This window comes from Vibrio sp. MMG023, assembly GCF_021654215.1.
Classification (GTDB): domain Bacteria; phylum Pseudomonadota; class Gammaproteobacteria; order Enterobacterales; family Vibrionaceae; genus Vibrio; species Vibrio jasicida.
Genome location: NZ_JAKFZP010000003.1, coordinates 237,489 through 263,765 on the forward strand (window position 1 = coordinate 237,489; position 26,277 = coordinate 263,765).

Annotated in this window: 23 protein-coding genes and 4 tRNA genes; 15 read left to right on the forward strand and 12 right to left on the reverse strand. The window is 45.4% G+C overall.

Features of this window, described 5'->3' with window-relative positions; all coding sequences use genetic code 11:
- Positions 1-116: 116 nt before the first annotated feature.
- The 6 genes from L1076_RS10790 to menE all read left to right on the forward strand — a co-directional run bounded on the left by L1076_RS10790 (position 117) and on the right by menE (position 7,350).
- Entirely contained in the window at positions 117-1,424 is a 1,308-nt protein-coding gene (locus L1076_RS10790; protein ID WP_237303599.1) for an isochorismate synthase, read from the forward strand.
- A complete protein-coding gene (gene menD / locus L1076_RS10795; protein WP_237303600.1) occupies positions 1,421-3,139 on the forward strand; it encodes a 2-succinyl-5-enolpyruvyl-6-hydroxy-3-cyclohexene-1-carboxylic-acid synthase in 1,719 nt (572 codons plus the stop codon). The genes L1076_RS10790 and menD overlap by 4 nt, the downstream gene beginning before the upstream one ends.
- Positions 3,126-3,920, forward strand: coding sequence for a 2-succinyl-6-hydroxy-2,4-cyclohexadiene-1-carboxylate synthase (menH, locus tag L1076_RS10800; protein ID WP_054756935.1), 795 nt, complete (start codon positions 3,126-3,128; stop codon positions 3,918-3,920). Before menD ends, menH begins: the two co-directional genes overlap by 14 nt.
- Positions 3,921-3,946: 26 nt before the next feature.
- Positions 3,947-4,813 carry a 1,4-dihydroxy-2-naphthoyl-CoA synthase gene (gene menB / locus L1076_RS10805; RefSeq protein ID WP_054756937.1) on the forward strand — a complete coding sequence of 289 codons (867 nt, stop codon included), beginning with the start codon at positions 3,947-3,949 and terminating at the stop codon, positions 4,811-4,813.
- A 129-nt stretch (positions 4,814-4,942) separates the two neighbouring features.
- Positions 4,943-5,932, forward strand: coding sequence for an o-succinylbenzoate synthase (menC, locus tag L1076_RS10810; protein ID WP_045408762.1), 990 nt, complete (start codon positions 4,943-4,945; stop codon positions 5,930-5,932).
- Complete coding sequence (menE, locus tag L1076_RS10815; RefSeq protein WP_045408764.1) at positions 5,917-7,350, forward strand: o-succinylbenzoate--CoA ligase; 1,434 nt, start codon at positions 5,917-5,919, stop codon at positions 7,348-7,350. The genes menC and menE overlap by 16 nt, the downstream gene beginning before the upstream one ends.
- 50 nt (positions 7,351-7,400) lie before the next feature.
- Here menE and nagE read toward each other — a convergent pair whose 3' ends face one another.
- Positions 7,401-8,855 carry an N-acetylglucosamine-specific PTS transporter subunit IIBC gene (gene nagE, locus L1076_RS10820; protein WP_045408767.1) on the reverse strand — a complete coding sequence of 485 codons (1,455 nt, stop codon included), beginning with the start codon at positions 8,853-8,855 and terminating at the stop codon, positions 7,401-7,403.
- Positions 8,856-9,012: 157 nt separating this feature from the next.
- On the opposite strand from nagE, the gene L1076_RS10825 reads away from it, so the two are divergent.
- Positions 9,013-9,894: a LysR substrate-binding domain-containing protein gene (locus L1076_RS10825; protein WP_038865535.1), complete on the forward strand. Its 882-nt coding sequence runs from the start codon at positions 9,013-9,015 to the stop codon at positions 9,892-9,894.
- 96 nt (positions 9,895-9,990) lie between these two features.
- Positions 9,991-10,173 (forward strand): hypothetical protein, encoded by a 183-nt coding sequence (locus L1076_RS10830; protein WP_038865532.1) that lies wholly within the window; start codon positions 9,991-9,993, stop codon positions 10,171-10,173.
- Positions 10,174-10,176: 3 nt separating this feature from the next.
- On the opposite strand, the gene L1076_RS10835 is transcribed toward L1076_RS10830, so the two are convergent.
- The 3 genes from L1076_RS10835 to L1076_RS10845 form a co-directional block, all read right to left on the reverse strand.
- Complete coding sequence (locus L1076_RS10835; protein ID WP_054756939.1) at positions 10,177-11,082, reverse strand: putative sulfate exporter family transporter; 906 nt, start codon at positions 11,080-11,082, stop codon at positions 10,177-10,179.
- Between the two features lie 160 nt (positions 11,083-11,242).
- The gene (locus L1076_RS10840) at positions 11,243-13,117 is read right to left on the reverse strand and encodes an MFS transporter (protein ID WP_237303601.1); all 1,875 of its coding nucleotides are present in this window, start codon (positions 13,115-13,117) and stop codon (positions 11,243-11,245) included.
- A 13-nt stretch (positions 13,118-13,130) separates the two neighbouring features.
- Entirely contained in the window at positions 13,131-13,721 is a 591-nt protein-coding gene (locus tag L1076_RS10845; protein ID WP_038865527.1) for a TetR-like C-terminal domain-containing protein, read from the reverse strand.
- Positions 13,722-13,976: 255 nt separating this feature from the next.
- Here L1076_RS10845 and L1076_RS10850 point away from each other — a divergent pair, with 255 nt between their 5' ends.
- Complete coding sequence (locus tag L1076_RS10850) at positions 13,977-14,849, forward strand: TIM44-like domain-containing protein (RefSeq protein ID WP_042602159.1); 873 nt, start codon at positions 13,977-13,979, stop codon at positions 14,847-14,849.
- 409 nt (positions 14,850-15,258) lie between these two features.
- Here L1076_RS10850 and L1076_RS10855 read toward each other — a convergent pair.
- The 4 genes from L1076_RS10855 to L1076_RS10870 all read right to left on the reverse strand — a co-directional run bounded on the left by L1076_RS10855 (position 15,259) and on the right by L1076_RS10870 (position 15,851).
- A tRNA-Tyr gene (locus tag L1076_RS10855) sits at positions 15,259-15,343 on the reverse strand.
- Positions 15,344-15,426: 83 nt separating this feature from the next.
- Positions 15,427-15,511, reverse strand: a tRNA-Tyr gene (locus L1076_RS10860).
- Between the two features lie 85 nt (positions 15,512-15,596).
- A tRNA-Tyr gene (locus L1076_RS10865) sits at positions 15,597-15,681 on the reverse strand.
- An 85-nt stretch (positions 15,682-15,766) separates the two neighbouring features.
- Positions 15,767-15,851: transfer RNA gene (locus L1076_RS10870), tRNA-Tyr, on the reverse strand.
- Positions 15,852-16,134: 283 nt separating this feature from the next.
- On the opposite strand from L1076_RS10870, the gene L1076_RS10875 reads away from it, so the two are divergent.
- Positions 16,135-17,223 carry an efflux RND transporter periplasmic adaptor subunit gene (locus L1076_RS10875; protein WP_039978329.1) on the forward strand — a complete coding sequence of 363 codons (1,089 nt, stop codon included), beginning with the start codon at positions 16,135-16,137 and terminating at the stop codon, positions 17,221-17,223.
- A complete protein-coding gene (vmeF, locus tag L1076_RS10880; RefSeq protein ID WP_237303602.1) occupies positions 17,223-20,336 on the forward strand; it encodes a multidrug efflux RND transporter permease subunit VmeF in 3,114 nt (1,037 codons plus the stop codon). Before L1076_RS10875 ends, vmeF begins: the two co-directional genes overlap by 1 nt.
- An 89-nt stretch (positions 20,337-20,425) precedes the next feature.
- On the opposite strand, the gene L1076_RS10885 is transcribed toward vmeF, so the two are convergent.
- Positions 20,426-21,001: a porin family protein gene (locus L1076_RS10885; RefSeq protein WP_038866614.1), complete on the reverse strand. Its 576-nt coding sequence runs from the start codon at positions 20,999-21,001 to the stop codon at positions 20,426-20,428.
- A 202-nt stretch (positions 21,002-21,203) separates the two neighbouring features.
- Between L1076_RS10885 and L1076_RS10890 the strand changes: the two genes are divergently transcribed.
- Positions 21,204-21,521, forward strand: a complete 318-nt coding sequence (locus L1076_RS10890) for a DUF1244 domain-containing protein (RefSeq protein ID WP_005431642.1) — start codon at positions 21,204-21,206, stop codon at positions 21,519-21,521.
- 71 nt (positions 21,522-21,592) lie between these two features.
- Here the strand turns inward: L1076_RS10890 and L1076_RS10895 are convergent, their stop codons facing one another.
- Entirely contained in the window at positions 21,593-22,687 is a 1,095-nt protein-coding gene (locus tag L1076_RS10895; RefSeq protein ID WP_038866618.1) for a PLP-dependent cysteine synthase family protein, read from the reverse strand.
- Between the two features lie 145 nt (positions 22,688-22,832).
- Between L1076_RS10895 and L1076_RS10900 the strand changes: the two genes are divergently transcribed.
- Positions 22,833-23,300: an Lrp/AsnC family transcriptional regulator gene (locus L1076_RS10900; RefSeq protein ID WP_039978205.1), complete on the forward strand. Its 468-nt coding sequence runs from the start codon at positions 22,833-22,835 to the stop codon at positions 23,298-23,300.
- A gap of 78 nt (positions 23,301-23,378) precedes the next feature.
- Here L1076_RS10900 and tesB read toward each other — a convergent pair whose 3' ends face one another.
- On the reverse strand, positions 23,379-24,239 hold the full coding sequence (gene tesB / locus L1076_RS10905; protein ID WP_039978202.1) for an acyl-CoA thioesterase II: 861 nt from the start codon (positions 24,237-24,239) through the stop codon (positions 23,379-23,381).
- A gap of 167 nt (positions 24,240-24,406) precedes the next feature.
- Here tesB and L1076_RS10910 point away from each other — a divergent pair, with 167 nt between their 5' ends.
- Positions 24,407-24,841, forward strand: a complete 435-nt coding sequence (locus L1076_RS10910; protein ID WP_038875861.1) for a YbaY family lipoprotein — start codon at positions 24,407-24,409, stop codon at positions 24,839-24,841.
- Between the two features lie 38 nt (positions 24,842-24,879).
- Here L1076_RS10910 and L1076_RS10915 read toward each other — a convergent pair whose 3' ends face one another.
- Entirely contained in the window at positions 24,880-25,182 is a 303-nt protein-coding gene (locus tag L1076_RS10915) for a DNA base-flipping protein (RefSeq protein ID WP_038876030.1), read from the reverse strand.
- Positions 25,183-25,455: 273 nt separating this feature from the next.
- Here L1076_RS10915 and L1076_RS10920 point away from each other — a divergent pair, with 273 nt between their 5' ends.
- The gene (locus L1076_RS10920; protein ID WP_038866630.1) at positions 25,456-26,199 is read left to right on the forward strand and encodes a hypothetical protein; all 744 of its coding nucleotides are present in this window, start codon (positions 25,456-25,458) and stop codon (positions 26,197-26,199) included.
- Positions 26,200-26,277: the final 78 nt, after the last annotated feature.

Sequence of the window (26,277 nt, forward strand, 5' to 3'; positions counted from 1 at the left end):
TGTTCTGTTGGTATCACAGGAATTTGCAAAAGATCGTATACGACCTTGATTTGCTTTGGGTCTAAACTTAGAGTAGCCGTCAGTTATCCTTTATCCTCACACGTTTCGAGGTTGATTTGTCACAGTTCCATCAAGCCGTAAATAGAATTATCGAGCGAGTTCAGCAAACGGAAGGCAATCAAACACGTTTAATCGAGCCACTCAGCGAGAAACCCAATTTCGCGTTTATAGACTGGCTTGAAGCACAACCACTTTTTCCCAAGTTTTACTGGCAGTCCCGTGATACTCGTGAAGAAGTTGTTGCTCTAGGCCAACTCCACTCCTTTGTCGAGCCTGGACCTGCCTATACGATCCTTGGTGAAGGCCAACGCGTATGGGGCGGTCGTTCATTTGACGGTCAGCACGAGAAAAATCGTCGCTGTATGCCATCCTTCTTTTTTCTTCCGCAAATTGAGTTGATTCGGTTTGACCAGCAATGGTCACTTGCGGTGAATATCGCAGAAGATAAAACTCGTACATTAGCAGGCTTGAAAAAGCTGGTCTCTGATGTGCCTAGCTTAGCGCCAATCTCTTCTCATATCCGTTCGATTGATCACGCTCCGACGAAGCCACAATGGAATGATTTGGTAGAGAAGGTGCTCACTGGTATCGACAATGACGAGTTTAAAAAAGTGGTGTTGGCTCGCAAATCGACTGTTCATTTAGATTCGACACTTTCTGCTGCGCAGCTATTGAAAGCGAGCTACCTCAACAACCATCATAGTTTTCATTTTCTGTTGAGCTTAGACAGTAAACACAGCTTTATGGGATCCACACCAGAGCGTTTGTATTCGCGTATCGGACACGAGTTACATACAGAAGCATTGGCCGGTACGATAGGCCGTGGCGAGAATGCGACTCAAGATATGGAATTGGCGAACTGGTTATCTCAAGATTCTAAGAACCTCAATGAGAACCAGTATGTGGTGGACGACATTATTGAACGTCTTTCACCCCACTCAGAAAGCGTTGAAGTTGAAACTGATCCTCGTTTGGTTCGCCTGAGAAAAGTGCAGCATTTAAAGCGTAATATCCATGCGGATCTTAAAACGGGCATTAATGGCGTTCAGTTACTCTCTGCTTTACAGCCGACAGCCGCTGTTGCTGGGTTGCCCCGTAAAGAGTCGATGCAGTTTATTTTAGATAATGAGCCGTTTGCACGCGGCTGGTATGCAGGCTCCATGGGTTATATCAGCCATGAGCGTGCAGAGTTTTGTGTCGCAATCAGAAGTGCGTTGATCCTTGAAGAACAAGTTCAACTGTTTGCTGGCGCGGGTATTGTTCCAGGTTCCATTGCAGAGCATGAATGGGCCGAGTTAGATAAAAAAATGTCAACGTTACTTTCTCTTATTTCAGACCACCCACCGCTTGGGGTTGCATCATGAATGCTGATCAAGCTGTTTTAAATCGAATTTGGTCTGAAACCATCCTGACAGAATTAAACCGCTTTGGTGTAAATCATATCTGTATTGCACCAGGTTCTCGCTCTACCCCTTTAACGGTGGAGGCGGCGGATAATCCAAATTTTACCATTCACACGCACTTTGATGAGCGTGGTTTGGGTTTTATGGCATTAGGGCTAGCAAAAGCCAGTAGAGAGCCTGTGGCATTGATCGTGACCTCTGGTACTGCCGTCGCCAATCTGTTGCCCGCTATTGCAGAGGCAAAACTCACTGGTGAAAAGCTGGTGGTATTGACTGCCGATAGACCAGTCGAGTTGGTAGGGTGTGGTGCAAATCAAGCCATCAATCAACTTGGTATTTTCTCACAGCATGTTTCTGACAGTCTGAATTTGCCAAGCCCGACATTGTCTACGCCACTCAACTGGCTTTTGACCTCTGTGGACGAAGTGATGTTCACGCAGCGGCTAAAAGGCAGTGCGGTACACATCAACTGTGCCTTCCCTGAGCCGTTATACTCAAACGTAGAAAAAAGTACTCACCAAGATTACCTCGATACGGTTGCTGGTTGGAAAGAAAGTCGCGTGACTTATTGTCAACGATTCAACCCGAAAACGAACAGTGCGATTCCAAGCTGTGGTGACAACAAAGGTATCGTGGTCATTGGGAGTTTGCCTTTAGCTCAAGCACAGGCTGCACGTTCGTTTGCTGAGCAAATGGGGTGGCCTGTTTTGGCTGATCCTCAAAGTGGTGTGAGTTCGGATTGGGCCCATTTTGATATGTGGTTGCAGCATCCAAGATTGGCGAGCCAGTTAGATAGCTGTGATTTAGTGGTTCAATTTGGTAGCCGAATCATCTCCAAGCGTTTTAACCATTGGCTCGATAAACATGTTTCGCGTAGCCAACATGGTAGAGATATTCAGTACTGGTATGTTTCTCCACGTTTAGACCGTGATAATCAAAGCCACTTGCCACAATGGCATTGGGCTGAACAACCGAGCTCTTGGGTAGAACGTACCACAGAGTTTGAATCGGAATATACTGGTTGGGCAGACGACCTTGCGACTGACATTAAGCAAGTGACGCAGCATGCAAAAGGTTTGTTTGTTTCTGATCCTAAGAGTGAGCTAAGCGAGATTGCATTAGCCATTGACGTTGCAGAGCGCGCAAAAGGTGTTGACCTGTTTGTGGGTAACAGCTTATTTGTTCGCTTAATTGATATGTTTGGTAAGCTCGACAATACTGAAGTGTTTACCAACCGTGGTGCTTCAGGCATTGATGGCCTGTTTGCAACGGCAAGCGGGGTGCAACGCGCGCGCCAGAACCCGATGTTAATGTTTATTGGCGATACGTCGGCATTGTATGGGTTGAACTCACTGGCGTTGTTTACGCACAGTAAGTTACCGTCAGTGTTGGTGATTACGAACAATGATGGCGGCGCGATTTTTGATTTACTGCCGGTGCCGCATGAACATCGTGAGTCGTTCTACCAAATGCCTCATGGTTACGACTTTGAGCACGCCGCGAAGCAGTTTGGTTTAGAGTATCGTCAACCAAGCTCATTAGCAGAATACCAATCTTTGGTTTTTGAGCATTTTGCTTCAGGGCAAGGCGCATTGGTGATTGAAGTGCAAACGCCGTCTAACCAAGCTGTTGAGCATTTAAAATCGTTCAACAAGAATTTGCATGCTCTATTCTGAGCACTTTTCAGCAACGGAAAAGCACCAAGGTAGCACTTTGCCTACTCTGGTGTTTTTGCATGGCTTGTTAGGTAGCGGAGCGGATTGGCATCTATGCTCAAACGCGTTACCTCAATTCGAACGTGTGACGATTGACCTTCCTGGTCATGGTCAAAGCCAATCTATTTCTTGCAGTGATCTAGATGATTGCTGCAAATTGCTCAATTCCACACTATCTTTACTATTTCCTTCACAACAGCCGCTTATTTTGATCGGTTACTCAATGGGGGGACGCATTGCTATGCATGGCCTTGCGCACCAGTGTTTTTCAGATCTCAATATTTGTGGTGCCATTGTTGAAGGAGGAAACTTCGGTCTACAAAACGAGTCAGATAAGCAGGCCAGATTAAAGAATGACACTCGCTGGGCAAAGCGTTTCAAAATTGAGCCTCTTGCTTGTGTTTTGAACGATTGGTACCAACAGTTGGTCTTTTCTTCACTAAACCATGAGCAAAGACAAACATTAGTGACAAAACGAAGTGCTAATCTTGGCTCGTCAGTCGCAGATATGTTGCTTGCGACTTCTTTGGCTAAGCAAGGTTATTTGCTACCAGCACTGCAACAACAAGCGGTTCCGCTGTATTACGTGTGCGGTGCTAAAGACAAAAAATTCAGTCAACTGGCAGAAATGAGCGGGTTGGCATATCGACAAATTGATGGAGCAGGGCATAACGCTCATCAAGAGCAACCCCAGAAGTTTGCGATACAGATTAATCAAATAATTCATTCTCACTTTCAGTGAGAGCAACGAGAACAATGGGAATCACCATGGCTAAAACAGTAGGCATTTCTGAAGAAGAACTTTACGCTCCGGTTCAATGGAAAGATTGCAGCGAGAAATACGAGGATATCCACTATCACAAGTCTGTTGATGGTATCGCGAAAATTACCATTGCACGTCCACAGGTACGTAATGCTTTCCGTCCTCAAACTGTAAAAGAGATGATTGATGCACTGGCAGATGCGCGTTATGACTCGACTGTTGGTGTGATCATCCTGACAGGTCTAGGTGAAGATGCGTTCTGTTCTGGCGGTGACCAGAAGATCCGTGGCGACTACGGCGGCTACAAAGACGACCAAGGTACGCACCACCTAAACGTATTAGACTTCCAACGCGATATTCGTACTTGTCCAAAACCAGTGATCGCATCGGTCGCAGGTTGGGCTGTCGGTGGTGGTCACGTGTTGCACATGATGTGTGACCTGACGATTGCGGCGGAGAATGCACAATTTGGTCAAACTGGTCCTAAGGTGGGCTCTTTTGATGGCGGTTGGGGCGCGTCTTACATGGCTCGTATCGTAGGTCAGAAGAAAGCTCGCGAAATCTGGTTCCTATGTCGTTTCTACGATGCTCAAGAAGCGGTAGACATGGGTCTAGTAAACACGGTTGTACCACTAGAAGACTTAGAAAAAGAAACCGTTCGTTGGTGTCGTGAAGTTCTACAGCACAGCCCGATGGCATTGCGTTGCTTGAAAGCCGCATTGAACGCGGACTGTGATGGTCAAGCGGGCTTGCAAGAACTGGCTGGTAACGCAACCATGATGTTCTACATGACAGATGAAGGCCAAGAAGGCCGTAACGCATTTAACGAGAAACGTCGCCCAGACTTCGACAAGTTCCCTCGTAACCCATAATCCGTAAAGAAAGAGGAGCCTTTGTGCTCCTCTGTTTCGTTTTTCGTCCTGAGCGTCTCGCCCTCTGGGAGACTGCGAGTTCTCTCGTTAAAAAGCTCAGAATATACGGCATTACATAGGATTCGAATTATGCGTAAAGCGAAGATTTACCGTTACTGTCTACCAATGGACAGTGGCGTAATACTACGTGATAACAAGCTGACGGAACGTAAAGGTTATATCCTTGAATTAACGGACGGTGACAAGGTTGGTCGCGGTGAAGTTGCCCCTTTGGTTGGCTTCAGCCTAGAAGGCACTGAGGAAGCGGGCATTCAGCTGCAAGCGCAAGCAGAGCGTTGGGTGGCAAACTTGCCTTTAGATTACAACCACATGTATCCATCGGTTGCTTTTGGTCTGTCTATGGCCCAGTTGGAACTTGAAGGCGGTTTACCTGCACAAGGTAAGTACCAAGTCGCCCCTCTGTGTAACGGTGATCCAGACGATCTGATCCCGAAACTGAACGAAATGGAAGGCGAAAAAGTCGCGAAAGTAAAAGTGGGTTTGTACGAACCTATTCGTGACGGCATGCTAGTGAACTTGTTCCTTGAGTCGATTCCACAGCTGACGCTTCGTCTTGATGCTAACCGCGCTTGGACGCCAGAAAAAGCCCAGCAGTTTGCTAAGTATATTGCACCATCACTACGCCAGCGTATTACCTTCTTGGAAGAGCCATGCCGCTCTCCGGGTGATAGCCTGTCTTTTGCAATCAATACGGGTATTGCAATCGCGTGGGATGAAACACTGCAAGATGCGGTTCGCCGTGAAGATTTCAGCTTAGAAGATCTCACTGGCGTAAAAACCATCATCATCAAGCCAATGCTGATCGGCTCAGTTGATTTCTGTATTAAGCTGATTGAAAAGGCGAAGACATTAGGTATTAAAGCCGTAATCAGCTCAAGCATTGAATCAAGCCTTGGCCTGAACCAACTTGCTCGTTTAGCACAATGGCAACTACCTAATGAGATCCCAGGTTTGGATACGATTGGTTTGTTCAAAGTGCAGCTAGAGCAAAGTTGGCCTAAATGTGAACTTCCAGTTCTTCCGCTATCTGAGCAGGAGTTAGTGTGGCATTCAGCATAGATACTATTGCGATTGCACCATGGAAATATTGGGCTCAAGTGAGCCCTTTTTCTATTGCGCTTGAGACGACCAAAGAGCAAGTTAACTGGCAACAATTGACTGCTCGTGTCGATTTGTACGCTCGCTACCTTCAACAACAGGGTGTCGCGAGTGGAGACTTGGTGACGCTAGTCGGTAAGAACCAAGTTGAAACCCTGTGGTTTTATCTTGCTGCTCAGCAGATAGGCGCAATTGCTGCGTTGACCATGCCGCAGCCTTTTGAGGCACTTGCAGGTAAGTTAACGACGCTATATAAGCCAACTCAACAACGTTTTGTGTGGTTTGCTGATGGTGTTGCCGCTAGCTACTCTGAACAGCAGTTATCGCAACTAGGTATCATCCAACTTTCGACTCTGGATAGCGAATCGCAATGTGATGCTGGCACTTCAAACGAAGGCTACGCACATGATGCTTTAGCGTCTATTGTGTTTACCTCTGGCTCGACGGGCACCCCTAAAGCCGTGGTGCATACTCATCGTCAGCACCTTGCTTCTGCTCAAGGTCTGTTAAGCGAATTCCAATTCAACCATCAAGATACTTGGCTGCTTTCCTTGCCGCTTTATCACGTGTCAGGCTTGGCGATTGTCTACCGTTGGCTATTTGCAGGCGCAACGCTTAAGGTAGGAAGCGGAAATCTTGCTGATGATATTCTTGGTGTCTCTCATGCCTCTCTCGTTGCGACCCAGCTTAAGCGTTTACTGGATGAACAAGTCAAATTGTCTCTCACGCATGTCTTACTCGGCGGCAGTCATGTTGCCCATGAACTCGCACTGCGAGCAACACAGCAGGGTATTGAAACTTGGCTGGGTTATGGCATGACAGAAGCGGCCTCTACCGTAACGGCAAAGCAAATCGATAGCATCAGTAACGCGGGTCACCTATTGCAAAATCGCGATATTAAGCTGGTGGAAGAACGTATTTATATCGGTGGGCAAACGCTAGCAGCAGGCTATTTCAAACAAGGCTCAGTTACCTCGCTTCTGAATGAAAACGGTTGGTTCGACAGTAAGGATCTCGGAGAGTGGCAAGGGGATGAACTCAAGATTATTGGTCGAGCAGATAACCAATTTATCTCTGGTGGTGAAAACGTTCATTGTGAAGAGATAGAAGCGGCACTGAACCAAATAGAGAGTGTTTCGCAGAGCATCGTTGTACCGGTAGAAGATGTGGAATTTGGACATCGACCAGTAGCAGTGATGCAGACGGATTCATTACTGGACAAAGCTCAATACGAGCAACACCTGCAAACTAAGCTAGAAAAATTCAAATGGCCAGTCGCGTATTACGTAATGCCTCAAACCTTATTGGTTGGAGGAATTAAAGTATCGCGCAAAGCGGTAAAAGACTGGTTAAAAAATGAAGTGCAAAACGGTGACTAAGCGTTATTGCACTTCAGGGGGATGTGGTGATGGTGAGTCACCACAATTCTTTAGTTAGCGAGGGCGACTTTCATTTGCTCCGCTACTTTATCTACTTTACCTAGGCCGATGATGACTTGCAGGCCACCTTTACCAATACAAACTACACCTGCTGCGCCGAGCTGTTTTAGTTTTGCTTCGTCAGCCAGTGAGGAATCTTTTACGGTTAAGCGTAGGCGGGTAATACAGTTGTCTACCTCTAGGATGTTATCTGCACCACCGATAGCGGCAATGTAATCTTTTGCAAGTTCGCCAACGTTTTCTGTTACTTCCTTCTCCATGTCTTCGCCACGACCGGGAGTGCGTAGGTTGAACTTAACGATCGCGAAGCGGAATATCGTGTAGTACAGAGCGAAGAACACTAAACCTTGTGGGATCAACATGTACCATTTGGTTGCTAGTGGATTTTGGCTTGAAAGCACAAAGTCTACGAACCCAGCGGAGAAACCGAAGCCTGCCATCCATTGCATGCTTGCAGCAATGTACATAGAAATGCCCGTTAGTACTGCGTGGATTAGGTAAAGCACAGGCGCTAGGAACATAAAGCTGAACTCTAGTGGTTCGGTGATGCCTGTGAAGAAAGACGCCATTGCAGCGGCAAGCATGATAGAAAATACTTTGTTTTTGTTCTCTTTATCTGCGCAGTGGTACATCGCAAGCGCAGCGCCCGGCAGGCCAAACATCATGATAGGGAAGAAGCCTGCTTGGTACATACCAGTTTGGCCAACAACCGCAGTGCCATTCGCAATAGATTGTGCTCCACCGAGGAAGTTTGGAATGTCATTAATCCCAACTACATCAAACCAGAACACTGGGTAAAGCGCATGGTGCATGCCGATGGTCAGCATCAGGCGGTTGAAGAAACCAAAAAGACCGGCACCGACAGCGCCCATTGCTTCCAACTTAGTGCCGAAAATGATCAGTGCATCGTAAATCACAGGCCAAACGTAAAGCAGAACGAAGGCCAATGCCATACCAGCAATAGAAGTTAGGATCGGAACTAGGCGTTTTCCACTGAAGAACGCTAATGCCTTAGGTAACTCGACTCCAGAGTAACGGTTGTAAATCTCCGCTGAGATTATGCCAACTAAGATACCGATAAACTGGTTATTAATCTTGTTGAACGCATCAGGCACCTCATCTGCTGTGATGCCCATCAGTTGAGTGACCGTTCCTGGCGCAAGCAATGTGGTTAAAACCATAAAACAAATAAAGCCGGAAAGTGCGGCAGAGCCATTCTTGTCTCTGCTTAGACCAAAAGCGACACCGACGGCAAATAGCACCGCCATGTTATCGATGATGGCACCACCAGATTTGATTAAAAATGCGGCCAGTACGCTTTCTGAGCCCCACCCGACAGGGTCAATCCAGTAGCCTATGCCCATCAAGATTGCCGCAGCGGGTAGTGTCGCTACGGGAACCATCAACGCCTTACCGACTTTTTGCATGTAGCCGAGTATATTCATATTTGCCCCTATAATTTTTAATGCCTCCCAGAATATGATCTATGCTGGAAATTGGCGTTTTTATTAAATTTCTAGGGACTATTTGAAACTTAATTATCGACGCAAACAAACGAATTCACTACTATCATGAATTAATATTTTTAATGCATGGTGTGTCATGGCTAACCAACAATTACTGCTTAGGAATCTTCATACCTTTAGTATCGCAGCGAAGCACCTTAGCTTTACTCATGCAGCGAAGGAGTTGCATTTAACCCAAGGTGCGGTTAGTCATCGCATTAAAGTACTCGAGCAAGAGCTGGGTTTTACCTTGTTCGTTCGCGGTACGAGAAAGCTTGAGCTGACAGAGGAAGGGCGTCGTTTTCAAAAGACGTTATCTACATCGCTCAGTACCATTTTTAATGAGATTGAAGAAATAAAGTCGACGGATTTAGTGGGCGAGATAAACATTGCCGCCTCTCCAGGATTCTTAAACGGTTGGTTAATGCCAAGGGTTGCGGACTTTAAGCGCCATTACCCAGGTTTCAATCTCAATCTATTTGCGCAAGAAAGTCAGTTAGATCTTGTAACAAATCAGATCGATGTGGCTATCTTTTATGATACTGAGCACCTTGTGGATGTTTATCGTCAGCGATTGTTTGGTGAAAAGTACATTCCTGTTTGCACACCGCAGTACATGAAAGAGATGAATATTTTAGAAGATGGGCTCGCCTCTCTACACCGTATTAATTTTATTCATGCATTAGGCTCTGACGTATGGCAGAGGTGGGTGTCTCACATGGCATTAGATGTGGATGTTTTCCAACACTTTTATTGTGTTAGTCACCGTGATATGGCTGTGTTAGCTGCAAGAAATAACGTTGGCGTTGCGATGGGACGCTATCGGTTTGTCAAAGATCTCTTAGACAAAGGAGAACTAGTGAGCCCTTACCCTACGATGGATACTCAGCAGGGGTATGATTTACTCTGTCCATCTGGGTATGAGCACCGCCCTAAAGTGAAGACTTTCATTTCATGGGTGGAGAGCCAACTTAGTTGATTTAGCAATGAATTAGTCGAAAAGGGAATTTCGAATCCTTATAACTCTGAATCATAATTATGCTTAAAGTTTAAGAAATAAAGCATAAGGTTCAGGATGATCAAATTAGCTTTAGTGGCAGCGGTGTTGCTACAAATTGGCCTTGCGATGAGCACTGAGGGACTAACGCGCTCATTGGCTGAGCTAACCGCCTTTCTGGTCGCGATAGCTTTAGTGTTGGTACACAAAAACCAGAGCGCGAAAAAAGCAGAGCTCACCCAGCCACAGAAAGTTAATTAAGGTTTAGCTCAGCAGTAGCCAACCGAGTGATGTTGTAGAAATCAGCACCCACAGTGTGACACCAAACAATAATGGTTTTGCCCCTGCCGACTTCAGCTTCGATACTGAAATACTGCAACCAATCAAGAACAGACACACCACAAGCGCTTGCTTAGCAGTAGCAAAGATGCCTTGATATACCACTTCAAATTGCGGGAAGAAGTCGCTGAATGCAATAGCAGCGCAGTACCAGAAAATGAAGTAAGGAATCACTAACTTGTTTTTACCTTCTTTACCGTTTCCACGAGAAAAGATCACGGCACTGATCAGTGCGACAGGAATGATCCACAATGCGCGAGCAAGCTTCAATGTGGTTGCGGTAGTCAATGCTTCTTCACCGTAAGCAGATGCCGCACCCACAACGGAAGAGGTATCGTGAATTGCAATCGCAGCCCACGTTCCGAACGTATGCTGATCCAAACCAATAGCGTGACCAATTACAGGGAAGATAAACAGCGCCAGTGAGTTCAGAACGAAAACCGTTGCAAGTGCAAGACCGATTTGTTCGTCCTTTGCTTTGATCGCTGGAGCGACAGCAGCAATCGCACTACCACCACAAATGGCAGTACCAGAAGCAATCAAATACGCCGTTGTGCGTTCAAGTTTTATTGCTTTGGCAATCATCATGCCGATCACAAGTGTGCCAAGGATGGTCGCGATGATTAGACCTGTTCCATCAGACGTGACCGCGAGAGCTTGGTCAAAGTGAATCCCAAAGCCCAAACCAATAATGGAATAAGAAAGCAGCTTCTTGGTAAATGAAGCAATAGGAAGCTCTGTCGGTACTAGGCTAAAACTCGCCAAAAGAAAACCGATCACAAGCGCGATAGGAGAGGACACAAAAGGGGTTAAACAAAACAGCAGTGCCAATCCAAAGGGGATATTCTTTGTATTCAAGGGTGTCTTCGTTGTAGTGAGTTAAAGCGCAGAGTATATCGTAACGCCTATGGTCAGAAAGTCTTAATGAATTGAACGTGCGTTCAGAAAAGCTAAACGCATGTTCAAAAATTAAGAATTGTTCTGTTTGAGTTTAGCGCCAGTCGCCGCGAAGTGCTTTTACTTTCTCAAACATAGCTTGTGCTGTGGCATGTTTTGGATCGACAGGTGCACCAGCTTCGATTTCCAGTCTAGACCAGAAACGCGTTGGTAAGCCCTTACATGCTCGGCCTTTTGCGCGACTGAAGTAGCTGCCCCATAAGCCTTTCAACGCCATTGGTATCACTGGAACAGGGCTACGACGAAGGATGATGTCTATACCGCGCATAAACTCGTTCATCTCACCATCTGATGTCAAACGACCTTCAGGGAAAATACACACAATATGCCCCTCACTTAGTGCCGCCTCAACATCACTGAATGCACGACGAATAGAAGTGCGATTGCTGGCCGAGATCGGAATCACGCCAGCTCGGCGAAGAAAACGTCGTAGAGGTGGAAGGTTGGCGTAATCTTCTTCCATCACAAAGCGAATCAAGCGTGGGCAAACCGCACTTAATAGTAGCGAGTCCATATAACTCACATGATTACATACGATTAATGCACCACCATGCTCAGGAAGGTGGTGCAAATTCTTGTGTTTTACGCGGTAAATCGTGTGAGTGACTACCCACATAGCAAAGCGCACAACGAAAATTGGGATTTGCAGGAAAATGTATGCCGCAACTAAGAAATTTAAAACAGCCAATAGAGCGAACAATTGGGGGATGGTCATTTCAAGCACGCTTAGGCAGACGATACCCAATATTGCGCTACCCACCATAAACAACGAGTTAAAGATGTTTAGCCCCGCAATGACTTGTGCTCGCTCTGTCTCTTTTGCTCTGTGTTGCATAAGCGCGTACAGCGGTACGATGAACAAGCCGCCAGAGATTCCGATCATTAGTAGATAGAAGAACAGCGGCCAAAAAGCGTCGAAGCTTACAAACTCAACAAAGGTATGAAATCGAGGTAAGTCTGTAGGAATAGATGTCGCCATCAAGAAGCCGAATATGGTGATACCTAGAGCACCAATCGGTACGATTCCTACTTCAATTCTGTGGTTTGAGAGCCAGTTACAGGCCATTGAGCCAACAGCAATACCGACCGAGAACAAAGCTAACAGAAATGAAACCGCGCTCTCTGTACCATTCAAATACTCTTTCGTGAAATTAGGGAACTGGGTGAGGTAAGCCGCGCCTAAGAACCAGAACCAGCTGATTGCCATGATGCATTGGAAGACGATGCGGTCAGACTTGGCAATAGAAAGCGTGTGTTTGGTTTGTTTGTATGGCTGCCATTTAAATTGAATATCGGGAGCGCTAGCGGAAGCAAAGGGAATTGAACGGCTTGATAAGTAGCCAAGAAGGGCAAAGATAACCACACAAAATGCAGCAAGGTATTTAGCGTTATCTGCGGAAGTAATTAGCCCAGCGCCTAGTGTACCGATCAAAATAGCAATAAAGGTACCAGCTTCTACTAGTGCATTGCCCGGAACGAGTTCTTTCTCGTTAAGTTGTTGTGGTAGCAATGCATATTTGACTGGGCCGAAGAATGCTGACTGCGTGCCCATCAGGAATAACAGTAGGAGTAAAACACCGTAGCTCTCGGTAATGAAACCTACAGCCCCAAGCAACATTATGCCTATCTCGAACAGTTTTACCTTGCGGATAAACCAAGATTTTTCATACTTATCTGCCAGCACCCCTGCTGATGCGGAAAATAGAAAGAACGGGAGGATGAACAAGCCAGCGGCTAAGTTGATAAATAAGTTGCTAGAAACGGGCAGTGCACTAGACCCCGCAAAGGCGACAAACAGCAACAGCACATTTTTGAAGATATTGTCGTTGAAAGCACCAAAAAACTGGGTAATAAAATAGGGAAGGAACTTTCGTTGCCTAAGCAAGGACGACTGGCTGTCTGATGACATGAATAATCCTTTATTACCAGCTGATCAGATAGTTTGAAATCAGGTTATCAATAAGCTCTTTACCATCAATAGGTTCACTAGAGAAAAACTTATCATCAACGCTTAGTAGCGTGATTCCATGTACTCCGGACCACAATACGCGACTCGCTTGAAGTACTTCAGACTCAGTACGGTGCGGTGCGATTTGAGCAAGTAAGGATTCTAGCATGCCAGTCATACCGTCGATGCGTTTTGCATGCCATTCAGGAAGTTCTGCGCCATTCATATTGTGCTCAAAAACTAACTGCCAACGATGCGGGTGTTTTTGCGCGAAATCGTGATAACAATAAGCCAGTTCAAATAAGGCCTGATGGGCATCTTTACTGTTCTTGGTCGCTTTCACTGCTTCTTGTTGTAGCTCATCTAACGTTTGAGCAACCGCGTGTAAAAGCAACAAGTTATAGTTGCCGAAAATGTTTACTAAAGTGCTTGGCACGTAACCAATCATGTTAGCAATCTTACGAAGACTGAGCTCGTGGTAAGAGTTTTCGTCTAAAAAGTCTTTGACCGTAGTAAGGGTCAAGTTGACTAACTCTTCTCTGGTGTGATCGTTTCTGCGCGCCATAATCTAAAACTACTTATTGAACAACGTTCAATATGATAGACAGCTACTGAATCACCGTCAATAACACAAACCAGTCAGAAACCTATTGCTTGGCAATATTCTGATACATGTCTTCTATTATGGAATGTTTCATTGTTGTATCTGACGGAGTATGATGGTCATATCTCATATTTAGCGTGCTACTGATATGGATGCTTGTTTGCTTCATCATCAATCAGCATGATTAAGTACATATCGTCAATTTTAAGGATAACGATGAAACGTTTATTTTCGATTGTCGCCCTACTGATGTTTACTGTTGCCGTAACGCCTATCGCAGAAGCGAAGAAATTTGGTGGTGGTAAGTCTTTTGGTAAGAGTTACAAAACCGCGCCTGCTCCTAAACAGCAGCAACAAAACACAAACACCATTGGTAAAGAACAAGGTGCTAAATCATCAAGCAAAAAAGGTTTGATGGGCGGCTTACTTGGTGGTCTTCTTGCTGGTGGTCTTCTGGCAGCATTCTTTGGTGGTGCGTTTGAAGGTATCCAGTTTATGGATATCCTAATCATTGGTTTGATCGCATTCGTTATCTTCAAACTGATGCGAGGCATGCTTGGTGCTAAGCAGGGCAGTATGAATCAGCATCGTCAGCAGCCAGCCTTTGGTGGTAACAACACGAAGTTCGAGCAGCCAAACATGCAGAATTTTGAACAACAACCAAACACAAATGCTGGTGGCTTTGGTGGTTTCGGCGCACAAACTGATATCCCGCATAACTACCCACCGGGTTTTGACCAAGCGGCATTCATCAACGGCTCTCGTGAGCACTACCGAATCCTGCAAGGCGCGTGGAACCACAACCAACTTCATACAATTGAAGAGTACGTTTCACCAAGCCTATTCGAAGACTTGAAAGCAGAACGTGCGAAGTTAGATGGTGAGCAGCACACAGATGTGATGTACGTTGATGCTGAAATTGTTCGTGCAGATTATGATGCAAGTAAGGCACAGCTCAGCTTACAGTTCAGTGGTCGTTACCGTGATGCTGAAGAAGGTGTCGAAGAAGAAATCGAAGATATCTGGCACCTAGAGCGTGACCTAACTGTGCCAAATGCACCGTGGTTGATCGTCGGTATTCAAGGTTAATTATCTTAAGTATTCAATTTAGTCTTAATAAAATCCCGCTTTCGTGCGGGATTTTTTATGCCTGAAGATCAGAGACTCTAAATCTATCGAGACAGTACGAGTGGTTGAAGTCGACTTTAATAGGGTTGTTATGAGGCAGCGATGAGTCGCACAGTAGGGAATAGTGAAGATAAAGCTAACGGAGATGATCAATGGCTTGATTCCATTGACCTAAATAAACCAACTAACACTTGGATTCCCTCTCAAGCAGAGCTAGTTAAAAGTACCTAGGTGTCGTACTACTTACTATTTGGCTAAATCTAGCCTCACTCAACGCGCGATTCTTAATGATCTTTCGTTAAGGTAAGCCATTGAAAAATTATAGCTATAGAACGAAAAAAGCCAGCTCAATGAGCTGGCTTTTTCAATGTGGTGGAGGGGGACGGATTCGAACCATCGAAGGCAGTGCCGGCAGATTTACAGTCTGCTCCCTTTGGCCACTCGGGAACCCCTCCAGGGTATTTTTATACTTAGATGTTAGTTTCCCAACCTAGCTTCCAAGTTGTTCTCATGTTCAAGGAAAACATAAGAAAGAATATGGTGGAGGGGGACGGATTCGAACCATCGAAGGCAGTGCCGGCAGATTTACAGTCTGCTCCCTTTGGCCACTCGGGAACCCCTCCAGGGTGTTTTTATACTTAGATGTTAGTTTCCCAACCTAGCTTCCAAGTTGTTCTCACGTTTAAAGGAAAAACATAAGAAAGAATATGGTGGAGGGGGACGGATTCGAACCATCGAAGGCAGTGCCGGCAGATTTACAGTCTGCTCCCTTTGGCCACTCGGGAACCCCTCCAGGGTGTTTTTATACTTAGATGTTAGTTTCCCAACCTAGCTTCCAAGTTGTTCTCACGTTCAAAGGAAAAACATAAGAAAGAATATGGTGGAGGGGGACGGATTCGAACCATCGAAGGCAGTGCCGGCAGATTTACAGTCTGCTCCCTTTGGCCACTCGGGAACCCCTCCAGGGTATTTTTATACTTAAGATTTGTTTTCCCAACACATCTCTCAAGTGCGGAGCGCATCATAGCAAACTCGCTCCGGCTGTAAAGCGTTTTTCTTACGTTTTTACGTTGAATGCTGCCTTTTTGGGCAAAGATGGTAGAAAGTCAGCGTTTTGTATGTCGTTTATACAAAAGGAAAACCTTCTTTTTACTTGAATTTACACTACTTGACGTTAGAGGACGTATCTACTGATAAACTGTATTCAGTTTAATGACATAAGTTTATTCGATTAATAGTCAAGATTATGAGTATGAGAGCCACTTTATCTGTTTTAACGCTTTCTATTTTAATGGCTTCGCCAGTAGCTTTTGCTGCCAAACGTGGTCCATCTACAGTTACGGTAGTAACTGAACAAGTAGAAACGCATGAAATTAACCAATCTCTGTCGTTGATCGGCAAGTTAGAAGCGGCCGAATCCGTAGTGGTTGCTTCTGAAGTCGCTGGCAAGGTGAAACAAATCGCCGTTAACGCTAATCAAAACGTTCAGCAAAACCAGCTTTTGATTCAACTTAACGATGATAAAGCACAAGCTGCCTTAATAGAGGCAAAAGCATACCTAAAAGATGAACAGCGTAAGTTAAAAGAGTTTCAGCGTTTGGTTAAACGTAATGCGATTACCCAAACTGAAATTGATGGGCAAAAGGCGAGTGTTGAAATTGCACAAGCGCGTCTAGATGCCGCTAAAGCTAACTTATTGGATCTTCATATTAGTGCACCTTTTGCCGGTACCGTTGGTTTTATTGATTTTAGCAAAGGTAAAATGGTCAGCGCTGGTTCTGAATTATTGACGCTTGATGACCTCTCTGTCATGGAATTGGATCTTCAAGTTCCTGAACGTTACCTATCGATGTTGTCGGTCGGTATGGAAGTGCATGCCACCACCAGTGCTTGGAATAATCAAGAATTCGTGGGTAAAGTGACAGGTATTGATACGCGAATTAGTGCTGAAACCTTAAACTTACGTGTTCGTATCGAATTTGATAACCCAGAAAATCACTTAAAACCTGGCATGCTGATGAATGCATCGTTGGCATTTCCTGCGATTAAAGCGCCAATCATTCCGGTTCAAGCACTTGAGTATTCAGGTACTAAGCGTTTTGTATACGTGATTGATGAAGACAATAAAGCAATGCGTCAGGAGGTCTTCCTAGGAGCGCGTGTTGATAATGAGGTTGTGATCGAATCGGGTGTTGAGATCGGCGACAAAATAGTGGTTCAAGGCATCGTAAATATGCGTGATGGCGTTGAAGTCGCTGAAATTGTCGCGCCAACTCAATCGAAAAGTGCACATGCTGCAGATGCAGAAGGCAAAGCGGCTAAGGAAGCGAACTAATGTTACTTTCTGACGTTTCCGTAAAGCGCCCTGTCGCTGCGCTGGTATTGAGTATGCTGCTGTGTGTATTCGGCTTTGTGTCGTTTACTAAACTTGCAGTCCGTGAAATGCCAGACATCGAAAGCCCAGTGGTTTCGATCAGCACACGTTATGAAGGCGCCTCTGCCACCATCATCGAGAGCCAAATAACGTCGGTATTGGAAGACCAGCTTTCTGGTATCAGTGGTATCGACGAAATTAGCTCGACGACGCGCAACAGTATGTCGCGTATCACCATTACATTTGAGCTGGGTTATGACTTAAACACCGGCGTGAGTGATGTTCGCGATGCCGTTGCTCGCGCTCAACGTTCGCTGCCAGATGAAGCTGACGATCCCGTTGTTTACAAGAATAATGGTTCTGGTGAAGCCTCCCTCTATATTAACCTCAGTTCATCAGAGATGGACCGTACCCAGCTAACGGATTATGCCGAGCGCGTACTTATGGACCGCTTTAGTCTGATATCGGGCGTCAGTTCGATCGACTTGTCCGGTGGTTTATACAAAGTGATGTACGTGAAGCTTAAACCAGATCTGATGGCTGGTCGCTCGGTTACTGCATCTGATATCACGACAGCATTACGAAGTGAAAACTTGGAAAGTCCAGGAGGTGAGGTTCGTAACGATTCAACCGTCATGTCAGTTCGTACAGCACGTACGTACAATACGCCAGAAGACTTTCAATATCTTGTTGTGAAACGTGCTAGCGATAACACGCCTATTTATTTGAAAGATGTGGCAGACGTATTCATTGGTGCGGAAAACGAAAACTCAACCTTTAAGAGTGATGGTGTAGTCAACATTAGCTTAGGCGTCGTTCCGCAATCAGACGCTAACCCACTAGAAGTGGCACAAGCGGTGCGTTCAGAAGTAGATAAGATTCAGAAGTTCTTACCGGACGGTACTCGTCTGGCCATAGACTATGATGCCACAGTATTTATTGAACGCTCGATTGATGAGGTATACAGCACGCTCTTTATTACGGGTGGTCTGGTTATTTTAGTCCTCTATATTTTTATCGGTCAGGCGCGCGCAACATTGATTCCTGCGGTGACGGTACCAGTCTCACTGATTTCTTCATTCATTGCGGCTTACTACTTCGGCTTCTCTATCAACCTAATCACCCTGATGGCGCTTATCCTATCTATCGGTCTAGTTGTGGATGATGCGATTGTTGTTGTAGAGAACATCTTCCACCATATTGAGCGCGGCGAGTCACCACTGCTGGCGGCTTATAAAGGCACAAGAGAAGTCGGATTTGCCGTTGTTGCTACGACCTTGGTTCTGGTGATGGTCTTCCTGCCGATTTCTTTTATGGATGGCATGGTAGGCCTGCTATTTACTGAGTTCTCAGTATTGTTGGCGATGTCAGTGATCTTCTCATCTTTAATTGCATTAACGCTGACTCCAGTGCTCGGTAGTCAGATACTAAAAGCGAATGTGAAGCCGAATCGATTCAACCAAGCGGTCGATAAATTGTTTGCTAAGTTAGAGGTTGGTTACCGAAAAGCGCTGCGTGGTGCATTGAAGGTTCGTTGGGCTGCGCCTTTGGTTATCCTTGCGTGTATGGGAGGCAGTTATGGTTTGATGAATCAAGTGCCTGCACAGCTAACGCCACAAGAAGACCGAGGGGTTATCTTTGCTTTTGTTCGTGGTGCAGATGCGACTTCCTACAACCGAATGTCGGCGAACATGGATATCGTAGAAGATCGCTTGATGCCATTGTTGGGACAAGGTTTCCTGAAATCATTCAGTATTCAAACACCAGCATTTGGTGGGCAAGCGGGTGACCAAACTGGCTTCGTTATCATGATTTTAGAAGACTGGAACGAGCGTGATGTGACGGCACAAGAAGCACTCAACCAAGTTCGTAAGTCATTGGCCGGTATTCCAGACGTTCGTGTTTTCCCATTCATGCCGGGTTTCCGTGGTGGTTCTAGCGAACCTGTTCAGTTTGTTCTTGGTGGCTCTGATTACGATGAGTTGTTGGTCTGGGCTGAAATGCTCAAGAACACAGCTGAAGAGTCACCAATGATGGAAGGTGCGGAAATCGACTACTCAGAGAAAACACCAGAGCTTTTGGTGTCAGTGGACAAGCGCCGTGCTGCTGAACTTGGTGTGAGTGTACAAGACATCTCTGAAACTCTAGAAATCATGCTTGGTGGTAAGAGTGAAACCACTTACGTTGACCGTGGTGAAGAATATGATGTTTACCTTCGAGGTGACGAAAACAGCTTCAATAACGCGGCTGATTTGAGCCAGATTTACTTACGCACCAACAGCGGTGAGCTAGTGACCCTAGATACGGTTACTAAAGTCGAAGAAGTGGCGGCATCAATTCGTCTGTCCCACTACAACAAACAGAAGTCGATCACCATTACTGCTAACCTATCGGAAGGTTACACCCTAGGTGAGGCGCTAGATTTCTTAGATCAAGAAGCGATTGATAACCTGCCGGGTGATATTTCGGTCAGTTACTCTGGTGAGTCGAAAGACTTTAAAGAAAACCAAGCCAGTGTTGCCGTTGTATTTGCCTTGGCATTACTTGTTGCATACCTAGTATTGGCAGCGCAGTTTGAAAGCTTCGTCAACCCACTGGTGGTAATGTTCACCGTGCCTATGGGCGTATTTGGTGGCTTCCTTGGGTTGGTCGTCATGAGTCAAGGAATGAACATCTACAGCCAAATCGGCATGATTATGTTGATCGGTATGGTAACCAAAAACGGTATTTTGATCGTTGAGTTTGCTAACCAGCTACGTGACCGTGGTATCGAGTTTGAAAAAGCGATCACTGATGCGGCAGCTCGCCGTCTGCGTCCAATCATGATGACGGCATTTACGACGTTGGCTGGTGCGATTCCGCTGATTATGTCAACAGGAGCTGGTTATGAAAGCCGTGTGGCCGTCGGTACCGTTATCTTCTTCGGTATGGGGTTTGCGACGTTAGTTACACTGTTTGTTATCCCTGCGATGTATCGATTGATCTCTGCGAAGACGCGTTCCCCTGGTTATGTTGAAGCTGAGCTGAATAAAGCGCTTAGCCATGATACGAAGGGACGTATCGCGCACCCTTAACCAAACTCTAAAACACAAAAGCCGAGGCAATGACCTCGGCTTTTCTTTGTCTCCAATTTTGGGTTTTAAAACCAGCTTGGAGCGTTCGATTAGAAGCGTTTACCCAAGCTCACTTGCACGCCTTCATAGCTGTCGTAGAAGTCATCAAAGCCCATGTCTGCAACGTTGTAGATGTATTCTGCACGTAGCCAAATATCTTTACTCATATCCCAATGGACACCTGCACCAATGTTGAATAGTGCACCAGAATCGTCTGTGACTTTTTGTTCGTTTGGAACATACATTTCAGCTTGAGTGCCAAGCGCGGTTACGCGGCCAAATAGTGACAGTGGCGTATCGCCTAAGTTATCACTCGTTACAACAGCAGACATACCTGCTTGGTAATAGTGAAGGTCTAAGTCAGTTTTTAGAGCATCATTCTTAAGTTCATTTTGTGAATAACGCAGTACCCCTTCAAATGCGAGGTATTGGTTTACATGGTAACCCCAGCCAACCGTAATGTGAGGTGTCGACCAGCCACTGTCGCGATCAGAACCAAAATTCGGAGTGTCAAAACCAACATTACCTGTGCCTAGGTATAAGTAGGATTGGTGAGTTTGCTCTTGAGCTGCGAAAGTTGGCAGACTCAGGGTCAGTGCCGATAATATTAGAATGGCGTTTTTCATAACTTGGCGATAACCTTTGTGAAGAACTGTTTTTAGAATTAGTATTAATTTAATCAATAAGATAAGTGGCAGTTATCATATCAGTCTTTTGGGTGAGTATGCGATGTTGAGAGAAAATTTGTTGTGATGGCGCAAGTTTTAAGCAGATCAAACTCGCTCATTTCTCTGCTATGAGCTGTGAGATAAATAAAAGGAAAGTAAAGTGGCTGAATTCAAATACAAAAATCTGACTCAAGAAGAACAAGACAAGCTGGACGCGGCAACATTTCGTCGTCTTCTTGCACATTTAGATGCAAACAAAGACGTGCAAAACATCGACCTTATGATCCTTGCTGGTTTCTGTCGTAACTGTTTCAGCAAATGGTACAAGGCAGAAGCGGAAGATCTTGGTGTGGATATCGACATCGATGATGCTCGTGAGCGCGTTTATGGTATGACTTACGATGAATGGAAACAAAACCACCAGCCAAAAGCGACACCAGAACAGTTGGCGGCATTTGAAGCGCGTCAGAAAAAGTAATAGACACCATTTAAGCAGATACAAAACAGCCCGCTCATTTCAGCGGGCTGTTGCTTTATTCTCAGCGAAAATCACTCAGTGATTGGGCCGCAACATGCGGGTTCCACACAGCCTTCTGCTTGAATAATCTCAAGTTGAGCAAGATACGGTTGGATATCACCGATGTTCTCTTTTACCCAATCAGTGTTGTAGTAAGTATCTAGGTAGCGTTCTCCAGAGTCACAAAGCAAAGTAACGATAGAGCCGTTCTCACCACGCTTTTTCATCTCACATGCAAGCTGTAACACGCCGTACAGGTTGGTACCTGTCGATGCGCCAACTTTACGACCAATCAGACCTGATAGCCAATGTGCTGTCGCCACGCTTGCTGCATCAGGGATTTTACGCATTTCGTCTACGACGCCAGCAATGAAGCTCGGCTCAACACGTGGGCGACCGATACCTTCGATTTTGCTACCATTTTCACCTTTGATATCGGCATTACCAGACTGGAAGTAGTCAAAGAATACTGAGTTCTCAGGGTCAACAACACACAGTTTTGTGTCGTATTTTTGGTAACGGATAAAGCGACCAATCGTTGCAGATGTACCGCCAGTACCTGGGCTCATCACAACCCAACTTGGGATTGGGTGATCTTCTAGCTCCATTTGGCTAAAGATAGAGTTCGCAATGTTGTTGTTACCACGCCAGTCGGTTGCGCGCTCTGCGTAAGTAAATTGGTCCATGTAGTGACCGTTTAGCTCTTTCGCTAGGCGACGAGACTCGTCATAAATTTGGTCTGAACGGTCAACAAGGTGCGCTTTACCGCCGTAGAATTCGATTTGTTCAATTTTCTTGCGTGCTGTGGTTTTTGGCATTACTGCGATAAACGGTAAGCCAAGTAGACGCGCGAAGTACGCTTCAGAAACCGCTGTACTGCCTGATGATGCTTCGATCACCGTGGTTTCTGGACCAACCCAGCCGTTACAAATTGCATAAAGGAATAGCGAACGCGCTAAACGGTGCTTTAATGAGCCTGTAGGGTGTGTGCTTTCATCTTTTAGGTAGATGTCGATGCCTTCAAGAGAAGGGAGATCAAGTTTGAAAAGATGAGTGTCTGCTGAGCGTTGGAAATCAGCTTCAATCTTACGCACTGCGTTGTTGATCCAGTTGTGGTCAGTACACATAACGTGTCTCCTCGGAATTTTGTAGGGTAGTTGTTTTTGTCTATAGGAATAATCTACCTATAAATGTAGAGAAAAACTTTGCTATTATTGTTTTGATATTCACTAGTGATAGAAAAAAATTCTACTTTGTAAGGTTTTTATAGGAATGAGCTTAGATAAAATCGACAAGACGTTACTTTCTTTACTTCAAACCGATGGCACCTTGTCTTTGAACGACTTAGCTGAACGGGTGAATTTAACCACAACACCTTGTTGGAAGCGGATGAAGAAGCTAGAAGATGAAGGTTACATAGAAAAGCGAGTCGCGTTGCTGAATGCAGAAAAACTTGATTTGTCATTCATCGCTTTTGTCCAATTAAAGACCAGTGACCACTCTGAAGATTGGTATCACCATTTTGTTACCACAGTGAGTGATTTCCCTGAAGTGATGGAGTTTTATCGTATGGCGGGTGAATACGACTATATGATGAAAGTATTGGTTAAAGACATGAAGTGTTTTGACGAGTTTTACAAGCGGCTCGTCAACAGCGTAAAAGGTTTGTCGAACGTGACATCAACTTTTGCAATGGAACCGATAAAGTACACGACGGAGTTGCCTATTTACGGTGGTTAAGTGATTTGATTTAAGATAATTCGGAATAGTAGGAAGGAGCGCTTCGGCACTCCTTCTTCCGTTGCAATTTACAACAAGCTACTTGGTATAACGCATCACGCCTTCTTGAACTGCGGTAGCAACAAGGTGGCCTTGTTGGTTGTAGATCTCACCACGAACCAACCCACGCGTATTGCTTGCTGTTGGGCTTTCGATGGCATACAGCAACCATTCATCCATCTTAAATGGACGGTGGAACCAGATAGAGTGGTCGATGGTCGCCACTTGGAAGTTTGGCGTCATCAGCGATACTTCATGCGGGTGCAGTGCTGTGGTTAAAAAGCCCCAATCAGAAGCATAAGCCAATAGATATTGATGAATGAGCTGGTTGTCTGGCATCTCTCCGTTGGCACGAATCCATAGATATTGCTTCGGTTCTGTCTTTTTAGGCTTGAGAGGATTGACGATGTTCACTGGGCGAGTCTCTATCGACTTCTCTCCACAGAATGTTTTGCGCAGCCTTTCTGGCAAAAACTCAGCAATGTGACTTGCGAGTTCCGATTCGGATGGAAAGTTTTCTGGCCCCGGAATGTCGGGCATCGCGTTTTGATGGTCAAACCCAGGCGTATCCCCATGGTATGAGGCAGTAAGGTAGAAAATAGGGCGACCGTTCTGAATCGCCTTCACGCGTCGAGTACTGAAGCTGCGGCCATCACGCAGGTTTTCAACATCGTAAATGATCGGCTTTTCAGGATCGCCAGGGTATAGGAAGTAACTGTGGAATGAATGCACGGTGCGTGCGTCTTCTACCGTGTAACGTGCTGCGGATAACGCTTGTCCAATAACCTGACCACCATAAACTTGAGGTAAACCTAGGTTCTCGCTTTGACCACGGAACAAGCCTTCTTCTAGTTTTTCGAGTTGTAGTAGGCTGAGCAATTCTCTTAATGGTTTACTCATGATGTCTCCTCACCTTGTTTTTATTACTGCTTCAATTATGAAACAAAATCAACTGTTTGGTAATTTCTAACTTAGTCAAACTATTGTCAAATGAATCCATTTAACGCAGACAGTTTAATATTCTCCCTCTATACTTAGCGCGAATCGATACACCCGTTGAGGAAACTATGAAAAAAACACTACTACTTGTTACTTCTTTACTATTCGGTGCTGCACTAGTGGGTTGCCAAACTTCTCAAACAACAGAAATGGAATCGGCTGAGGCGTCAATGAAGACAATTACAGGTACAGTGGCTTACCGCGAGCGTATTGCACTGCCTCCACACGCAGTAGTAACGGTAGCACTTGAAGATGTTTCTTTAGCGGATGCTCCTGCGAAAGTTTTAGCGAAACAAACGTTCGAAACAGAAGGTAAACAAGTGCCTTTAGCGTTTGAACTGAGCTACAACAGCAACGATATTAAACCTAACCATCGTTATAGCCTACGTGCTCGTATCGAAGTTGATGGTAAGCTGCGCTTTATTAATGATACTAGCATTCCAGTTATCACGGATGCAGAACAAACGCACGAAGCGAACATTCGCCTTGTTGGTACGCGTTAATCGCTACCTTCAAACAAAACGAATAAAAAAATGGCAGCTTAAGGCTGCCATTTATATTTTCTAAGGGATACTTTTCCGACTTCAGACACTTCGATGCCTTCTGCTTCTAGCTTGCTCTTTTGTCGTTCAAGATCTCGGCCTTTTAACGAAATCTTTCCTTGACTATTAATGACTCGGAACCAAGGTAATTTGCTGCCTTCTGGTAGGTTACCCAGCGCTTTACCAACGTGCCTTGCATAGCCCGGATAGCCTGCCATTTTGGCAATTTCACCGTAGGTCGACACTCGCCCTGTGGGAATTTGGTGAATTACAGCAAAGATTTGCATTAAAAATTGGTCCATACTGACAGTGTCCATTGTTGTTTACCAAGGAATGGTAATACACAAGACTTGTATTTCGCTATCAGTTCTTGCTCCTTAACATCACTTACTGCTCACAAAATAACACCGTTTACGTTCCCTTTTTTTCTGAGCTGTACATTGATCTCAAAGAGTAGGTTAGCAATGCAAAAATAAGCTCAAGCTTAGCTTGAATCTAGACCCGTTCAATGACGTTATAACCGAAAGAGGTTGGCCGTTGAATTACCAAGTTGGTTGGGGAAGCCAGGAGGCGCTATGATTTTTTCGACACTTCAATTTCTTGTTACGACTCTACTTGCTGTGGTGTGCGCGCGTGCCATTAGTTTAAGTGAGGGTGACATTCCTGTTATTGCTTTGATGATTCCTGCACTGTGGATCTTGCCGCAAGGGGGCTTCGCTGGCCTAGTGTTACTGGGCGCGATGACTGTCTATGGTGTTACGTTGTCTATGCAGCCGATCGCCTTATCCATTGGTACCTTAGTGCTGTTTCCGTTGCTCATGGTGGTTTTTTCTCGACGCAGCTCATTGGGCGTGTTGCTCACCGCAGGTTTGATCGTATTGACACTTCAAGTTGGCATTATGGTAACGCAGCAAGCAGGTAAGTTAGATGGTTCACCATGGCTTACTGTTTTGCAGACAATGTCCGTTGTGGTGATGTGGTGGGCCGCGAGAAGTTGGAGGCCTTCCGAAAAACACAGCTGGTGGTCGTTGTTATTGTTGCTGCCATTGTGGATAGCTGGCCTACCTTATGCGGTACTTTTGGCATTAGGTATCACAGGTATTTTAGCGTCCATGGAAGCGCTGACTAAGATTAAAAATTCAATACGCTGGGGTAAATTACTGTGTTGGACGTTACCGACAGTAGGTTTTGCCGCTTTGGTAGTCAGTCCGAATATTGAAGTGCCAAACCCTGTTTTCGTGGTTTGGATATGCTTACTTGGTACAGCATGGATGACAGACTACATCTTACGTAGTAGTGATGAGCAGGCCGAGTTATAAAATAGTTGTAAGAGCGCTGACTAAATAGTGACCCGTGCGGCAGACTCCTGATCTGATTATGAAATAATAGGCCGGATG

Coding starts and splice junctions, on each gene's coding strand:
- vmeF (WP_237303602.1), top strand. CDS start 17,223: ATGTTACTTTCTGACGTTTCCGTAAAGCGCCCTGTCGCTGCGCTGGTA.
- L1076_RS10900 (WP_039978205.1), top strand. CDS start 22,833: ATGAGCTTAGATAAAATCGACAAGACGTTACTTTCTTTACTTCAAACC.
- L1076_RS10885 (WP_038866614.1), bottom strand. CDS start 21,001: ATGAAAAACGCCATTCTAATATTATCGGCACTGACCCTGAGTCTGCCA.
- tesB (WP_039978202.1), bottom strand. CDS start 24,239: ATGAGTAAACCATTAAGAGAATTGCTCAGCCTACTACAACTCGAAAAA.
- L1076_RS10825 (WP_038865535.1), top strand. CDS start 9,013: ATGGCTAACCAACAATTACTGCTTAGGAATCTTCATACCTTTAGTATC.
- menD (WP_237303600.1), top strand. CDS start 1,421: ATGAATGCTGATCAAGCTGTTTTAAATCGAATTTGGTCTGAAACCATC.
- L1076_RS10875 (WP_039978329.1), top strand. CDS start 16,135: ATGAGTATGAGAGCCACTTTATCTGTTTTAACGCTTTCTATTTTAATG.
- L1076_RS10850 (WP_042602159.1), top strand. CDS start 13,977: ATGAAACGTTTATTTTCGATTGTCGCCCTACTGATGTTTACTGTTGCC.
- L1076_RS10845 (WP_038865527.1), bottom strand. CDS start 13,721: ATGGCGCGCAGAAACGATCACACCAGAGAAGAGTTAGTCAACTTGACC.
- L1076_RS10840 (WP_237303601.1), bottom strand. CDS start 13,117: ATGTCATCAGACAGCCAGTCGTCCTTGCTTAGGCAACGAAAGTTCCTT.
- menB (WP_054756937.1), top strand. CDS start 3,947: ATGGCTAAAACAGTAGGCATTTCTGAAGAAGAACTTTACGCTCCGGTT.
- L1076_RS10920 (WP_038866630.1), top strand. CDS start 25,456: ATGATTTTTTCGACACTTCAATTTCTTGTTACGACTCTACTTGCTGTG.
- L1076_RS10915 (WP_038876030.1), bottom strand. CDS start 25,182: ATGGACCAATTTTTAATGCAAATCTTTGCTGTAATTCACCAAATTCCC.
- L1076_RS10910 (WP_038875861.1), top strand. CDS start 24,407: ATGAAAAAAACACTACTACTTGTTACTTCTTTACTATTCGGTGCTGCA.
- menC (WP_045408762.1), top strand. CDS start 4,943: ATGCGTAAAGCGAAGATTTACCGTTACTGTCTACCAATGGACAGTGGC.
- menH (WP_054756935.1), top strand. CDS start 3,126: ATGCTCTATTCTGAGCACTTTTCAGCAACGGAAAAGCACCAAGGTAGC.
- L1076_RS10895 (WP_038866618.1), bottom strand. CDS start 22,687: ATGTGTACTGACCACAACTGGATCAACAACGCAGTGCGTAAGATTGAA.
- L1076_RS10830 (WP_038865532.1), top strand. CDS start 9,991: ATGATCAAATTAGCTTTAGTGGCAGCGGTGTTGCTACAAATTGGCCTT.
- nagE (WP_045408767.1), bottom strand. CDS start 8,855: ATGAATATACTCGGCTACATGCAAAAAGTCGGTAAGGCGTTGATGGTT.